15 protein-coding genes are annotated in these 13,618 nt (G+C 61.5%); 11 read left to right on the top strand and 4 right to left on the bottom strand.

Annotated features, from left to right (window positions below):
- Positions 1-20: 20 nt before the first annotated feature.
- The gene (locus tag I3J13_RS24420) at positions 21-2,213 is read right to left on the bottom strand and encodes a transglycosylase domain-containing protein (protein WP_196380538.1); all 2,193 of its coding nucleotides are present in this window, start codon (positions 2,211-2,213) and stop codon (positions 21-23) included.
- 267 nt (positions 2,214-2,480) lie between these two features.
- Here I3J13_RS24420 and I3J13_RS24425 point away from each other — a divergent pair, with 267 nt between their 5' ends.
- Positions 2,481-2,972 carry a YcgN family cysteine cluster protein gene (locus I3J13_RS24425; RefSeq protein ID WP_142778903.1) on the top strand — a complete coding sequence of 164 codons (492 nt, stop codon included), beginning with the start codon at positions 2,481-2,483 and terminating at the stop codon, positions 2,970-2,972.
- 170 nt (positions 2,973-3,142) lie between these two features.
- Complete coding sequence (gene blaOXA / locus I3J13_RS24430) at positions 3,143-3,967, top strand: class D beta-lactamase (protein WP_020811374.1); 825 nt, start codon at positions 3,143-3,145, stop codon at positions 3,965-3,967.
- A gap of 213 nt (positions 3,968-4,180) precedes the next feature.
- On the opposite strand, the gene I3J13_RS24435 is transcribed toward blaOXA, so the two are convergent.
- Positions 4,181-4,423, bottom strand: coding sequence for a type II toxin-antitoxin system RelB/DinJ family antitoxin (locus I3J13_RS24435; RefSeq protein WP_196380539.1), 243 nt, complete (start codon positions 4,421-4,423; stop codon positions 4,181-4,183).
- A 107-nt stretch (positions 4,424-4,530) separates the two neighbouring features.
- Here I3J13_RS24435 and I3J13_RS24440 point away from each other — a divergent pair, with 107 nt between their 5' ends.
- From I3J13_RS24440 to I3J13_RS24480, 9 genes are all read left to right on the top strand, one after another.
- Positions 4,531-5,139 (top strand): class I SAM-dependent DNA methyltransferase, encoded by a 609-nt coding sequence (locus I3J13_RS24440; RefSeq protein WP_196380540.1) that lies wholly within the window; start codon positions 4,531-4,533, stop codon positions 5,137-5,139.
- A gap of 174 nt (positions 5,140-5,313) precedes the next feature.
- Positions 5,314-7,896 carry a heavy metal translocating P-type ATPase gene (locus tag I3J13_RS24445; RefSeq protein ID WP_196380541.1) on the top strand — a complete coding sequence of 861 codons (2,583 nt, stop codon included), beginning with the start codon at positions 5,314-5,316 and terminating at the stop codon, positions 7,894-7,896.
- Positions 7,893-8,315, top strand: coding sequence for a Cu(I)-responsive transcriptional regulator (gene cueR, locus I3J13_RS24450; protein WP_142778905.1), 423 nt, complete (start codon positions 7,893-7,895; stop codon positions 8,313-8,315). The genes I3J13_RS24445 and cueR overlap by 4 nt, the downstream gene beginning before the upstream one ends.
- 53 nt (positions 8,316-8,368) lie before the next feature.
- Positions 8,369-8,569 carry a heavy-metal-associated domain-containing protein gene (locus I3J13_RS24455; RefSeq protein WP_196380542.1) on the top strand — a complete coding sequence of 67 codons (201 nt, stop codon included), beginning with the start codon at positions 8,369-8,371 and terminating at the stop codon, positions 8,567-8,569.
- Between the two features lie 68 nt (positions 8,570-8,637).
- Positions 8,638-8,904 carry a type II toxin-antitoxin system antitoxin MazE gene (gene mazE, locus I3J13_RS24460; RefSeq protein ID WP_196380543.1) on the top strand — a complete coding sequence of 89 codons (267 nt, stop codon included), beginning with the start codon at positions 8,638-8,640 and terminating at the stop codon, positions 8,902-8,904.
- Entirely contained in the window at positions 8,904-9,263 is a 360-nt protein-coding gene (gene mazF / locus I3J13_RS24465; RefSeq protein ID WP_196380544.1) for a type II toxin-antitoxin system toxin MazF, read from the top strand. The genes mazE and mazF overlap by 1 nt, the downstream gene beginning before the upstream one ends.
- 69 nt (positions 9,264-9,332) lie before the next feature.
- Positions 9,333-9,602 (top strand): ribbon-helix-helix domain-containing protein, encoded by a 270-nt coding sequence (locus tag I3J13_RS24470; protein ID WP_080817383.1) that lies wholly within the window; start codon positions 9,333-9,335, stop codon positions 9,600-9,602.
- Positions 9,592-9,957 carry a type II toxin-antitoxin system RelE/ParE family toxin gene (locus I3J13_RS24475; RefSeq protein ID WP_196380545.1) on the top strand — a complete coding sequence of 122 codons (366 nt, stop codon included), beginning with the start codon at positions 9,592-9,594 and terminating at the stop codon, positions 9,955-9,957. Before I3J13_RS24470 ends, I3J13_RS24475 begins: the two co-directional genes overlap by 11 nt.
- Positions 9,958-10,122: 165 nt before the next feature.
- A complete protein-coding gene (locus I3J13_RS24480; protein ID WP_196380555.1) occupies positions 10,123-11,511 on the top strand; it encodes an MFS transporter in 1,389 nt (462 codons plus the stop codon).
- A gap of 19 nt (positions 11,512-11,530) precedes the next feature.
- On the opposite strand, the gene I3J13_RS24485 is transcribed toward I3J13_RS24480, so the two are convergent.
- Entirely contained in the window at positions 11,531-11,704 is a 174-nt protein-coding gene (locus tag I3J13_RS24485; protein ID WP_078051557.1) for a hypothetical protein, read from the bottom strand.
- 68 nt (positions 11,705-11,772) lie between these two features.
- Positions 11,773-13,488, bottom strand: coding sequence for a glycoside hydrolase family 32 protein (locus tag I3J13_RS24490; protein ID WP_196380546.1), 1,716 nt, complete (start codon positions 13,486-13,488; stop codon positions 11,773-11,775).
- Positions 13,489-13,618 lie beyond the last annotated feature (130 nt).

Genomic DNA, 13,618 nt, shown 5'->3' on the forward strand with positions numbered 1-13,618 from the left:
TTCAGGCAATGCCCCACACCTCACCGCCGCGCCGCATCCTCCGCGCCTTCCCGCAACGACGCATCCGCCACCTTCTGCGTCGTCACGCTGAGCGCCGAAGCGTCTTTCATCTTCTTGGCGATGGAGCGGATCACACGCGTTGCCTCGGCCGAGAGCGAGCGTGGGCGGGTGAGCGCCGGCAAAGCGGGGGTGCTGGCGGCTGCGGCCGCCACTTCCGCCGAAGGTTGCGGGCGCGCGCCTGTCGGCAGCGGGTTCTGGATGCCGGGAATAGGGCGCAGCTCCATGCCCTGATGGGCGTAGTCCATCAGCCGCTTGAAGGCCATGGCCGGAAGCGCGCCGCCGGTCATGTTGTTCATCGGCGTGAAATCGTCGTTCCCGAACCAGACGGCCGTGGTGTAATTGCCGGTGAAACCCACATACCACGCATCGCGATAGGCCTGCGAGGTACCGGTCTTGCCGCCGGAAACGATGCCGTTATCCAGCGCGCCGCGCCGGGCCGTGCCCATGACCGGGATGGTCACCAGCATCTGGTTCATCTTCGAATTGGCGTCTTCGGAAAGCACCCGTTTGGCGGGCGCTTCGTTGTGGCTGAAATCGTAGAGAACATTGCCCTCGTAATCCAGCACCTGCTCGATGCCGTGGCGGCGCGACTGCATGCCGTCGGCCGGGAAAACGGCATAGGCGGTGGCCTGATCGAGAACCGTCACTTCCGATGTGCCGAGCGGAATGGTCTTGTCGCTGCGCAGCGGCGTGGCGACACCCATGGCCTTGGCGGTATCGACGATGACCTGCGTGCCGAGCACGTCCTTGGCAAGACGCACGGGCACGGTGTTGTAGGACTTGGCGAGCGCCATCTGCAGCGTCACCTTGCCGGCATAGGAGCGGCCGTAATTCTGCGGCGACCAGCCGCGCCAGGTCACCGGCGCGTCGGAGATCAGCGTCTCCGGCTTCATGCCCTTTTCCATGGCGGCCGAGTAGGTATAGACCTTGAAGGAGGAACCCGGCTGGCGCAGCGCCGCCGTGGCGCGGTTGAACTGGCTTTCGCCATAGTCGCGCCCGCCGACCATGGCGCGCACGCCGCCGCCGTTCTCGATCATCACCATCGCGCCCTGCTTGACGCGGTAACCTTCGCCGAATTCGCGCAGGCCCATTTCCATCGCCTGTTCGGCCGCCTGCTGCAGGCCGGTATCGATGGTGGTTCGCACGACCACGGTGTGGTCCTTGAACTTGCCCTCGGCGGCCAGCCGCTGCACTTCGTCGAAAGCCCAGTCGAGGAAGTAATCCGGCGCCTTCACATCGGCGCGGTCGATGACGGTGGCCGGGTTGCGCCGCGCGCCGATGACCTGACCCTCGGTCATCAACCCGCTCTGCACCAGGTTGGAAAGCACGGTGTTGGCGCGGGCGCGGGCTGCGGGCAGGTTGACATGCGGCGCATATTTGGCCGGCGCCTTGAACAGGCCGGCCAGAATGGCGGATTCGGCCAATGTCACATCGGTCAGGTTCTTGCCGAAATAAAATTGCGCCGCCGCCGCCGCCCCGAAGGTGCCGCCGCCCATATAGGCGCGGTCGAGATAAAGGCTGAGGATTTCCTTCTTCGACATGTTGGTCTCGAGCCACAGCGCGAGGAAGGCTTCCTTGATCTTGCGTTCCAGCGAGCGCTCATTGGTGAGGAACAGGTTCTTGGCGAGCTGCTGCGTCAGCGTCGAGCCGCCCTGCACCACGCCGCCGGCGCGGGCGTTTTCGCTCATGGCGCGGGCAAGGCCGATGAAATCGATGCCGAAATGGTCGAAGAAACGCCGGTCTTCGGTCGCCAGCACCGCCTTGATGAAATGATCCGGCATCTGGTCGATCGGGACGGAATCCTCATGAATGATGCCGCGATGGCCGATGGTATTGCCGTAGCGATCGAGGAAGGTGACGGCGAAATCGCCGCGATAACGCCAGTCCTTCTTGGTTTCCTCGAAGGCGGGCATGGCGAGCGCCAGAAGCACGACGGACCCCGCCGTTCCGAAGGTCAGCGCGTCGCAGGTGAGGTTGACGAGAAGCTTCTTCCAGCCGCGCACATGCAGCTTGCGCGAGGCGATGGTGACGTCTTCCCAGAAATCCACCAGCCTTGCCGCAGCCGTCCACAGGCCGGAGTCGATGAAGCTATCGATCCGGAGCAGGATGTGCCGTTTTTTACGGCCTTTTTTATCGTCTTTTTCTTCCTGCACCTGGCGATGTTTTCCTGTTCAACGCAACGCTGCCATCGATATGTCTGCCTGATATTCTACGCTTCAACCCATTCCCGACGCAAAACCGTGGCATGGTTATGTCGGAAGTGCTTGACGCGGCGGCCTTTCGCGGGCCAATGACCCCTCTGCCGCCTGCCAATATGCTAAAATATCGTACAAACCAGCCCTTGGCGATACGATATAAAGGATTAGGGACCGGTTAAACACTCCCGTCCAAGAGATCAAAATGAAACGGAAATGTTAACGATGAATGACGCGCCGTTCTGGAAAACCAAATCGCTGACCGAGATGACCGGCGAGGAATGGGAAAGCCTCTGCGACGGCTGCGGCCTGTGCTGTCTGAACAAGCTGGAGGACTGGGACACCGGCGAAGTGGTGTTCACCTCGGTTCGCTGCGTGCTGCTCGACGGCGAGAGCTGTCGATGCTCCGATTACGAAAACCGCCGCGCCACCGTGCCGGACTGTATCCAGCTCGACCTGAAGAAGGTGCATGAGATCGGCTGGCTGCCGCCCACCTGCGCCTATGCGCTGGTGCGCGACGGCAAGGATCTCTACTGGTGGCACTATCTCGTTTCCGGCGATACGGAAACGGTGCATCAGGCCGGCATATCCGCCCGCGGCCGCACCGTCAGCGAGGCCGATGTGGATGTTGACGACTTCGAGGATTATGTGGTCGACTGGCCCCTGACAGTGGGTGAGACGGTCGGCGAGAAGGCGGGCGAAAAGGAGCGGATGTGACGGAAAACGTCGATTTTCGTTTTGGTCCTATTCCTGCCCCATCGTTCCCTTAAGGCAGTGTCGCCCGAAAGCGTGTCACGGTTTCGGGGTACGACTTGTCTGAAATCAAAGACAACTTCCGGCCATTCCGGCAAATGATCCGCAAAAGCGGACGAGGGACATCAAAACGCATGCGCTACCGGCTGCCCGCCATCGTTCTTTCATGCCTCGCCCTTCCGGGGCTCCTGCCGTTTTCCGCTGACGCCCAGCAACAGCCCCAGGCCTTCGAATGCACGCTGGTTACCTCCATCGAGACCGGCGCCATCATCAACCAGCAGGGCGCCTGCGACCAGCGCGTGGCGCCGGCCTCCACCTTCAAGGTGCCGCTGGCGCTGATCGGTTACGACGCCGGCATTCTTCAGGATGAAAAGACGCCCGCCTGGGACTGGAAACCCGGCACGGAAGCGCGCGCCTCCGACCGCAAGACGGTCGATCCCTCGATATGGGAGCAGGATTCGGTGCTGTGGTATTCGCGTGAAATCACCCGCCGCCTCGGTCCGGAAAAATTCGCCGCCTATGTGAAGCGGCTCGGTTACGGCAATGCCGATGTTTCCGGTGAGCCGGGCAAGAACAACGGCCTGACCCATTCCTGGCTCGGATCGTCGCTGACGGTCTCGCCGGTGGAACAGGTCGGCTTTCTCCGCCGCCTTCTGGCCGGCAATCTGCCGGTCTCGCGCGATGCGCAGGCCAAGACCAGGGCAATCGTGCCGGTCTTCGATGCGCCGGAAAGCTGGAGCGTGCATGGCAAGACCGGCACGGGCTACATGCGTGACGAAAAGGGCAATCCCGACCGCAACCGCCCCTTCGGCTGGTTCGTCGGCTGGGCGGAGCGCGAAGGCCAGCACATCGTCTTCGCAAGACTGCGCGTTTCCGACAAACCGTCCGACGAGCCGCTCGGCCCCGCCGTGCGCGATGCCTTCCTGCGCGATATTCCCCGACTGGCCGTGCACCGGTAGCCGCACGCATCTAATAAAAGCGTAGTTTTTGCGACGTGCTCCTTCCCTCATCCCTGTGCTTGTCACAGGGATCCAGCCAGCCCAAGTCTTTGGGCTGAAAGAACTCTTTCCGCCGCGCGGACGCGCGTCGACTGGATTCCTGTGACAAGCACAGGAATGAGGGTGATATCTTGGCGCATGGAAATGTGAACGCTGTGGACCGAGATAGCGCGGTCAGTAGGTATCCGTCAGATTACCGCGCCTGGCAGCCGCGATGGCGCGCGCTTCTTCAATCGCGGCGAGCGTTTCAGCGTTCGGTTGCGTCAGTTCTATCGGCAGTGCTTTTTCTCGGGCAATGCGCGTCAGCATCATTCGCATGACATCGGAAACAGTCAGTCCCAGACTGTCGAGCACGGCAGTCGCGTCATCCTTGAGCGCCTGATCGATGCGCGCTCTCACATAAGCATTTGCGGTCATGATCGACCTCCTTTGGATAATGCTGTATGTAGCTCAAATGAGCATCAGTTTCAATGTTCGATGCACAGGCAACGGGCTATCCTGAACTTGGGAAAGGACGAGCGGAAATGTCGAATGCCTCCTGCGATGTCATCGGGCTCTATACCGAACACGGGGCCGATTTCGACAGGCAGCGTGGACGCTCCCTTGCCGAAAAACCCTGGCTCGACAGGTTCATCTCGCTTTTGCCGAAGGGCGCGTCCATTCTCGATATTGGCTGCGGTTCCGGTGAGCCGATAGCCGGCTACTTCATCGCCAGCGGTTATGACGTCACGGGCATCGATGCGTCCCTGCCGCTGGTCGAGCTTTGCCGGAAGAGATTTCCCGGGAACCTCTGGGCGGTTGCGGACATGCGAAAGCTGGCCCTCGGCCGCCGCTTCGACGGGTTGATCGCGTGGCACAGTTTTTTCCATCTGACGGTGGAGGATCAGCGCCGCATGTTCGGTATTTTTCACCAGCATGCCAATGACGGCGCGGCGTTGATGTTCACGGCCGGACCGGATCACGGGGAAGCGATCGGCACCTTTCAGGGCCGGCCGCTTTATCATGCGAGCCTCGCACGCGATGAATATGAAAGCCTGCTCGCCGCGCACGGTTTCCGGCTTCTCGATCATGTCGTCAACGATCCCGAATGCGGCGGCGCCACGGTTTATCTGGCGCGACGCATAGCCCTCTGAACGCGCCTGGCAGGCCCGCCCGGTATCGGGCCCACAGATCGAATGATCGCGGCGGACGTCATATTTTTGCAGCGGGGGCTGCACTCACGATTGTGTGTTCAACAAAAAGTTTCCGCTTCCCTTGACCTTCCCATCATGGGAATCTCTACATAGGGTCTCGAAAGGGGATTTCCCATGAACGAGACAGTCAAACACGCCCATCGACATGAACCGGTTTCCATTCCCGTGGAAGGCATGACCTGCGCTTCCTGCGTGCGGCGGGTGGAAACGGCCGCGGCCAAGGTGCCGGGTGTCATGTCGAGTTCCGTGAACTTCGCCACGAAGAAGCTCACCGTCGAGCCGGCCGAGGGTTTTTCGGCCAGAACGCTTGGCGCCGCCATCAAGAAGGTCGGTTACGATATCGCGCCGGAGCGTCACGAATTTGCGGTGGAGGGCCTGCGGGGCGAGGCTGAGGCCGAGCGGCTGAAGGCCGTTCTGGAAGCGGTCGCCACCACAATCGCCGTCAAGGTCGATGCTGCCTCCGGCAAGGCCTCCGTGGAAACGATTGGCGGCCGGCGTGAACGGGATGCGCTTGTGGAAACGGCAAAGCTCGCCGGTTTTGCGCTGAAGACGCCGGCGCCGCACGACCATTCCGCCCACAATGGTCACGGCCAGCACCACGGACATCATCAGGGCCACGGCCAGATGGCGGCGGGCGAGACCGGCGGCCACGACCATATGCAGCATGCCGGCGAAGAGGGCGCGCTGAAACGCGACCTGACGATTGCCGCGATCCTGACCGCACCGCTTTTCGTGCTGGAAATGGGTGGGCATCTCTATGAGCCGATGCATCACTGGCTGATGGGCATCATCGACACACAGAACCTCTATTACATCTATTTCGCGCTGGCGACGGCGGTGATTTTCGGACCGGGCCTGCGTTTCCTGAAGACCGGTTTTCCGGCCCTGCTGCGCGGCGCGCCGGAAATGAACTCGCTGGTGGCGCTCGGCGTAACCGCCGCCTATCTCTATTCGGTGGTGGCGACCTTCGCGCCCGACCTGCTGCCGGACGAGGCGCAGTTCGTCTATTATGAAGCGGCAACCGTCATCGTGACGCTGATCCTGACCGGGCGGCTTCTCGAAGCCCGCGCCAGCGGCCGCACGGGAGACGCCATCCGCAAACTGATGAGCCTGCAGGCGAAGACCGCCCGGGTGGAGCGCGACGGCGTTACCATCGATATTTCCCCCGATGATCTGATGGCTGGCGATATCGTCGTCATCCGTCCCGGCGAAAGGCTGGCGGTGGATGGCGAGGTTGTCGAAGGCTCCTCCTATGTCGATGAATCCATGATCTCCGGCGAGCCCGTGCCGGTGGAAAAGACCATTGGCGCAACGGTCGTCGGCGGCACCATCAACAAGACCGGCGCCTTCAAGTTCAAGGCGACCAAGGTGGGCGCGGATACCATGCTGTCGCAGATCATACGCATGGTGGAAGAGGCGCAAGGCTCCAAGCTGCCGATCCAGCTGCTGGTGGACCGTGTTACCGCGCTGTTCGTACCCGTTGTCATCGCCATCGCGGTGCTAACCTTCATCGTCTGGGCGATCTTCGGCCCCGAGCCTGCCTATACTTTCGCACTGGTCAATGCCGTGGCGGTGCTCATCATCGCCTGCCCCTGCGCCATGGGTCTCGCCACGCCGACCTCCATCATGGTCGGCACCGGCCGGGCGGCGGAACTGGGCGTGCTGTTCCGCAAGGGACAGGCGCTTCAGGAGCTGCGCTCGGCTGAAATCGTCGTGGTCGACAAGACCGGCACCGTGACCAAGGGTCGTCCGGAACTGACCGATCTGGTGGTTGCGGAAGGCTTCGCCGATAACGAGGTGCTGGCGCTCGTCGCCGCCGTCGAGGGCCGCTCGGAACATCCGATTGCCGAAGCCATCGTCCGGGCTGCGGAAGAAAAGAAGCTTGCGACCCCTGCAGGACTCGAACCTGCGACCGTCGAAAACTTCGAAAGCGTGACGGGTTATGGCATCGCCGCCACCGTCAATGGCCGCAGGGTCGAAGTCGGCGCGGATCGGTTCATGGCGAAACTCGGCCATTCCGTGGATATCTTCGCTGAGGCCGCCGCAAGGCTGGGTGACGAGGGCAAGACGCCGCTTTACGCCGCCATCGACGGCAGGCTGGCGGCCGCGATTGCGGTTGCCGATCCGCTGAAACCCTCGAGTGTCACCGCCATCCGGGCGTTGCAGGCCATGGGTATCGAAGTGGCCATGGTGACGGGCGACAATGAACGCACGGCCAATGCAATCGCCCGGCAGGTCGGCATTTCCCGCGTGGTGGCCGAAGTATTGCCCGAGGGCAAGGTGAAGGCGATCCATGAGATGCGCGCAGGCGGCAAGGTGCTGGCCTTCGTGGGCGACGGCATCAACGATGCGCCGGCGCTCGCCGAAGCCGATATCGGCATCGCCGTCGGCACGGGAACGGATGTCGCCATCGAAAGCGCCGATGTTGTGCTGGTCGGCGGCGATCTTCTGGGCGCAGTCAACGCCATCGAGATGAGCCGGGCGACCATTCGCAACATCAAGGAAAACCTGTTCTGGGCTTTCGGTTATAATGTGGCGCTGATACCGGTTGCGGCGGGCGTGCTCTATCCGGCCTTCGGCATCACGCTGTCGCCGATGATCGGCGCGGGCGCCATGGCGCTCTCCAGCGTCTTCGTTCTCGCCAATGCGCTGCGGTTGAAACGGGCGAAGGTGGCCCATCGGGAGGTGACGTCATGAATATCGGCCAGGCATCGGAAGCATCGGGCGTTTCCGCCAAGATGATCCGTTATTACGAGCAGATCGGCCTCATCACGCCGGCCGCCCGCACCGGCAATAATTACCGGGTCTATGGCGAGCAGGACGTGCATAATCTGCGCTTCATCAAGCGGGCGCGCACGCTCGGTTTCTCGCTGGAAGAAACCGAGACGCTGCTGAAACTCTGGCAGGACAAGAGCCGCGAGAGTTCGGCGGTCAAGGAAATCGCGCTCGTCCACATCGCCGATCTCGAGCAGAAGATCGCCGAGATGAAGAGCATGGTGAAGACGCTCTCCCATCTCGCCCATTGCTGCGGCGGCGACCATCGACCCGACTGCCCCATCCTCGACGATCTCGCGGGCGCGGATAAGACCGACGCCAGACCCGCGCGAACCCACTGACCTTTAATGACAGCCGGTGCGAGAACATCGCGACCGGCGATAAGGAGAAAACCATGAGTGCAACCACCTTCCTCATTCCGGACATGACCTGCGGCCATTGCGAAAAGACGCTGCGCGGCGCTCTAACGGAGGTGCTGCCCGGCGCGTCCGTCAGCATCGACCTCGATGCCCATAAGCTGACGGTTACGGGCGACGCCGCGACCGCGGAAGCGGCGATCCGCGACGCCGGTTATTCGCCGGAACGGGCGGGCTGATAGACGGCTTCCGTTTGCACAGGTCCAAAAATGTGCTACATATGTTGCACAAAATGGAGCGTAAACGGATGACCGTAACGACGAGAATAAGACGTCAGGGCGGTGCGGCGGTGATGACCATCCCGCCCGCTCTTTTGAAGATGCTGGGGCTGGAAATCGGTGAGCAACTGACGCTCGAGGTCGATAACGGCGCGCTGGTCGCCAGCCCGGTTCGGCAGGAAAAGAAACGCTTCACGCTTGCCGAACTGCTGGAGGGTGCGGATGAAGTCGTCGCCCTCAATGCCAGCGCGCGGGAGTGGGACGAAGCGCCGCCAGTTGGCAAAGAAGCCCTTTGATGGTTCGCGGCCAGGTTCCAAAACGTGGCGACGTTTATCTGGTCGACCTCAATCCTGTCATCGGCAGCGAAATCAGGGACGAGCATCGTTGTATCGTCATCACGCCCAGAGAAATCAATTCGGTTGGACTGTGCCTTGTCGTTCCCGTGACCACGGGTGGAGTATTCACACGCAGGGCAGGGCTTGCCGTGAACATATCGGGCCACAGGACAACGGGTGTCGCACTATGCAATCAGGTGAGAAGCATGGACATTGTTGCCCGTGTCGCCCAGAAGAAAGCGAAATATATTGAAACCCTTGACGATGCGACGATCGACGAAATCGCCGGTCGTGTCATCAGCATGATCGATCCCGCCTGAGAACGCCCATTGGAATAACGGGCGAAATGTGCTACTGAGTAGCATCTCTTTTGCACCGGGATAGCCACAATGTCCGTCAAGGCCTCAGTTTCCATCTCCGATCAACAGGACAGCTTCGCCCGAAGGCTGGTGGAGGAAGGGCGTTACGCCAGCCTCAGCGCCGTCGTCCAGCGTGGGCTGGAGCTGCTCCGGCAGGAAACGGAACTGAAGGACGCCGAACTTGCCGCGCTTCGCGATTTGCTGGTCGAGCGCGGGCAGGGCGATTTCGTTTCTGTGGAAGACGGCAAGGAAAGAACGGCAGCGATGATCGCAGCCAAGAAGGCCGGCTATGGCCTTTAAGGTCGTGCGCTCGACACAGACGGATCAGGACCTCGGCCTCATTCTCGACCATCTCATCCAGTCCTATCTCGACCTTGGCGACGCCTTGCCGGGGGCCTTCGCGCGCGCTGCGCGACGCGTGGGGTCAATTGAAGCGGATATGGAAGCGCTTCACAAAGCGCCTTTTCAGGGGACATTGTTGCCCGAAATATTGCCCGGCCTTTGCAGGGTAACGAAAAATCAGGCTGTCTTTTATTTCGATGTCGATGAGGGTGAAAAGACCGTGCGTATTCTTGCGGTCTTTTTCGACGGGCAGGATCATCTACGCCATATGCTCACGCGCCTCGTGTCCCGTCGCGCTCCGGGTCTTCCCTAAATCTCATCGAAAGCTCTGCCTTTCCGCGAGGGATTGGGGTTCCTGCTGCCGCTGAATTCTGTCAGACCGGATTGCGTGAAAAAGCCGTCTTGACCTCAATGGCGCTTGAGGTTCTAGTTTGCCCGCCGTACCCGAAAAAATGGAAAGGATACGGCTTTGTCGAGTATGGAAATGACGGAAAAAAACGGCTGGAGCGAATTGCTGAGCGGGGCGAATCTCTCGCTTCTGACCGTCATTTCCTCCGGTATCGGCCTGCACGCTTTCAATCAGTTCGCGGTGGTGACGGCCTTGCCCGTGGCCGTCAATGAAATCGGCGGCGCTGCCTTCTATAGCTGGGCCTATAGTCTCTATTTCGTCGGTTCCGTGGCGGGTGGCGTCACCGCCGTCCTGTTTCGCGAGCGTTTCGGTGCGCGCGCCGTCCTGCTTCTGTGCTGCCTGATCTTTTCGCTCGGTTCGGTCCTCTCGGCAATCGCCGGCGACTTTTTGTGGGTCGTCGTCGGCCGTGCCCTGCAGGGGCTGGCGGACGGGCTGATCGTCGCCGTGTGCTACAGCCTCATTCCCGCCGGCTTCCGCTCCGGCCTTCTGCCGAAGGTCTTCGCCATCGAGGCGGCGATCTGGGCGGTTGCCTCCTTCATCGGCCCGCTGACCGGTGGTTTCGCCACCGAACACATCTCCTGGCGCGCCACCTTCCTGCTGTCGGCGCCGCTGATCCTGCTGCTTCTGGCCTATACCACCATTGCCGTCTCCGCCGAGCGGCCGGTGGCGGCGACGCGTAAACCGCTGGTGCCGTTGGCTCTTTGCCTTGTCGGCGCATTGGCATTTTCCGCGCCTTCCGCCTTCGAGGATGCGAGCCTGCGCGCCCTTTCTCTGCTGGTGGGGGCGGCGCTGTTGTGGGCTTCGCTTCGCGCGGGCATCCGGCCTTCCATCGGTCTTTTCCCGAAAGATTCCTTCCGGCTGAAGACGGTGCTCGGTAGCGGTTTCTGGGTGCTGTTCCTGATGTCCTATGCCCATGCGCTGGGCAGCGTCTATCTCGCTTATGTCGCCATCAATCTCTGGCGGCATGAACCGACCTTTGCCGGTTTCATCGTGGTGACGATGCCGCTTGCCTGGAGCTTCGTGGCGATGCTGATCGGCAGCCTGCGTTCTGCCCGCCTTCGGGAGATTTGCCTGCATTACGGCCCTTACCAGATGGTGCCCGGCTGCGCGCTGCTCGGGCTCGGGCTGGCGACCGGCAACTGGGGAGAAATGCTCGTCGGGCAAATCCTGATCGGCTCCGCCTTCGGCATGTCATGGGCCGGCATCAGCCAGGCCGCCATGGAGGCCGCGCCGGAAGAGGAACGCAAGATGACGGGTGCGCTGCTACCGACGGTCGCGACACTGGGCGCCGCCGCCGGTGCGGGCGCCAGCGGCACCGTCGCCACTGCGACTGATCTGGTAGGGCAGATCGAGCGGGCGGATGTGACGATGCCGATGGTTTATCTCTATGGGCTGGGTGTGGTCGTATCGCTGCTGGCGATCATGACCGCCAGCGGGTTGCGGGGTGAGCGGCGGTAATGCTGCTTCACGGCTCCGATCAGGACTGAGTTGTGGCGATGGTGATCGCCGCCAGATAGACGACGAAGGCCATGATCGCGATCGCGCCGATGATGACGACTATGCCCTTGCCTGCGCGTTTTTTCTCGGCCTTGTTTTCATTGGCTTCAGTCGGAAACAGGATCGGATCGCTGGTGTCGCGGATTTTGGTCATGCCGTTTCTCCTTATCCGTGGATTGGGCGGTTTCGGTCTATCAACCGCCCAATCCGCCAAAAGGTTCCTCACGGTTTCAGCGCCCAGCTGGTGGCATGCACCACCGCGCCGGGGGCGGCCTTCAGCAGCGCCGAGCGCACCGGTTCGAAACCTTCGAGGCGCTTGGTGCCCACATATCGGCCGCGATTGGCGAAGACTTCGATGGAGCCATAATCGAGAAAGATGCGGATGCGGGATGCCTTCGCTCCTTTGGCGATATAATGCGGCGAAGGACCTTCCCGCCCGTCCTCATGGCGGATCCACAGGCCCGTTTCATCGGAAACGACGCCCAGCCTGACCGCCGGATGATCGAGCACCAGTTCGAAGGGCGCGCCGGGCGAGGCAAGCTCGAACAATATTTCCACCGCCCCGTTGATGAAGGTAACGCGTTCGCCGGCGGCCAGCCGCGTGCGGTCGAGAATATGGCTGCGCAGGCTTTCCGCCGCACCGATGGGCGGGGTCAGAAGCTCGCCGTTTGCATAGTGAATCCGGCGCGGCAGCGTCATGGAGGTGGGGAAATCGATCTCCGGATTGGCATCTGCCCAATTGGCCAGCCAGCCGATGCCGATGATGCTGTCGCCATCCAGAAAGGCCTGGAAGGCATAATTATCGGTGCCGAAATCCAGTTCCTGCCCGGATTCTTTGGTGAAGACCTTGCCGTCGAACCAGCCGACATCGGCCATGGTGAGGTTCTTGCGGCCGGTTTCCGGGTCCTCCGAATGCATCAGCCCATAGACCAGCACCCAGCGTGTGGAGCGGGCATTGGCGGGTCCATCGAGCGGCAGCAGGCATGGGCATTCGATGGCCGTGGTTTTATAACGCGTTTCCACCCACAGCTTGCCCACATAGGTCCAGCCCGATGCGGCGGTGGGGTCCAGCGTCTCGTAGAGCAGGATGACGCCGCCGCCATCGCTCTGGCTGCCGAGCACCATTTTCCACAGCCCGTCGGGGCCGCGAAATACGTAAGGATCGCGGAAATCCGGCGTCAGCCCCTGTCCGTCCGGGCGGTGGCCGAGAATGACGTCTGCCTGCCCAGCCATGATGAGATCGGAGGAGGTGGCGGTGAGCTGTATCTGCTGTTCGGGAATGCGGTCCTGCACCTGCTCGGTGAAGAAGACGCGGATGCCCGTGCCTTCCACCAGCGGAATGGTGGAGCCGGAATAGGCGCCGCCGCGCTTGTCGGGCCGCGTCGTCAGATCTTCGGAAGGGAAAAGGAAAATCGGCAGGTGCCGCCAGCGCAGATAATCCGACGAGACGGCATGGCCCCAATGCATGGTGTTCCAGCGCAGCCCATGCGAATAATGCTGATAGAACAGATGCGGCCGCCCCTCGAAACGGCCGAAACCGTTCGGGTCGTTCATCCAGCCGAAGGGCGGGCGGAAGTGATAGCTGCCGGGAAGTTCGGGTGCGGCATTGTCCGGCTTGGTATGGACGACGGTAATGCCGGTTTCGAGCACATCCGAAGCGGTGAACCAGTAGATGACGGAAACGGCTGTTGTGACCGTGTCGTAACTCAGCTCCACATGGCCGCCGCCGAAAACCTGATAGATTCGAAAACCGAACTCTTCCGTGTTGACGCTTGAAACCTCAGCGAATTTTCCATTCTGATTGGAAAAGGAGACGGCACCCGGCTCGGCATCTTTCTTGGCCTTCAGCCAGACATGGAAGGTGGCGTTGACGGGCAGATCGGTATGAATGGTGCGGATGGCGCTTTCCGGTTCGGCTGCGGCTTCAACGACGGTCATTCCCGTTCCTTTCGTTGCGGCGTTTCTCGTTCAGGAAACGCAACGAATGGGACGAAAGAAAGTTCAATCGTCGGAGGTCTCGCCTTCGCGAACCGTCCAGGCTTCATTCCGGCGGTGAAGTTTCGTATTT

It is taken from the genome of Agrobacterium leguminum (assembly GCF_015704895.1).
Classification (GTDB): domain Bacteria; phylum Pseudomonadota; class Alphaproteobacteria; order Rhizobiales; family Rhizobiaceae; genus Agrobacterium; species Agrobacterium leguminum.

What these genes read in the sequence shown, in the direction of transcription:
- I3J13_RS24425 (WP_142778903.1), top strand. Translation starts at nt 2,481, where the DNA reads ATGAATGACGCGCCGTTCTGGAAAACCAAATCGCTGACCGAGATGACC.
- blaOXA (WP_020811374.1), top strand. Translation starts at nt 3,143, where the DNA reads ATGCGCTACCGGCTGCCCGCCATCGTTCTTTCATGCCTCGCCCTTCCG.
- I3J13_RS24435 (WP_196380539.1), bottom strand. Translation starts at nt 4,423, where the DNA reads ATGACCGCAAATGCTTATGTGAGAGCGCGCATCGATCAGGCGCTCAAG.
- I3J13_RS24440 (WP_196380540.1), top strand. Translation starts at nt 4,531, where the DNA reads ATGTCGAATGCCTCCTGCGATGTCATCGGGCTCTATACCGAACACGGG.
- I3J13_RS24445 (WP_196380541.1), top strand. Translation starts at nt 5,314, where the DNA reads ATGAACGAGACAGTCAAACACGCCCATCGACATGAACCGGTTTCCATT.
- cueR (WP_142778905.1), top strand. Translation starts at nt 7,893, where the DNA reads ATGAATATCGGCCAGGCATCGGAAGCATCGGGCGTTTCCGCCAAGATG.
- I3J13_RS24455 (WP_196380542.1), top strand. Translation starts at nt 8,369, where the DNA reads ATGAGTGCAACCACCTTCCTCATTCCGGACATGACCTGCGGCCATTGC.
- mazE (WP_196380543.1), top strand. Translation starts at nt 8,638, where the DNA reads ATGACCGTAACGACGAGAATAAGACGTCAGGGCGGTGCGGCGGTGATG.
- mazF (WP_196380544.1), top strand. Translation starts at nt 8,904, where the DNA reads ATGGTTCGCGGCCAGGTTCCAAAACGTGGCGACGTTTATCTGGTCGAC.
- I3J13_RS24470 (WP_080817383.1), top strand. Translation starts at nt 9,333, where the DNA reads ATGTCCGTCAAGGCCTCAGTTTCCATCTCCGATCAACAGGACAGCTTC.
- I3J13_RS24475 (WP_196380545.1), top strand. Translation starts at nt 9,592, where the DNA reads ATGGCCTTTAAGGTCGTGCGCTCGACACAGACGGATCAGGACCTCGGC.
- I3J13_RS24480 (WP_196380555.1), top strand. Translation starts at nt 10,123, where the DNA reads ATGGAAATGACGGAAAAAAACGGCTGGAGCGAATTGCTGAGCGGGGCG.
- I3J13_RS24485 (WP_078051557.1), bottom strand. Translation starts at nt 11,704, where the DNA reads ATGACCAAAATCCGCGACACCAGCGATCCGATCCTGTTTCCGACTGAA.
- I3J13_RS24490 (WP_196380546.1), bottom strand. Translation starts at nt 13,488, where the DNA reads ATGACCGTCGTTGAAGCCGCAGCCGAACCGGAAAGCGCCATCCGCACC.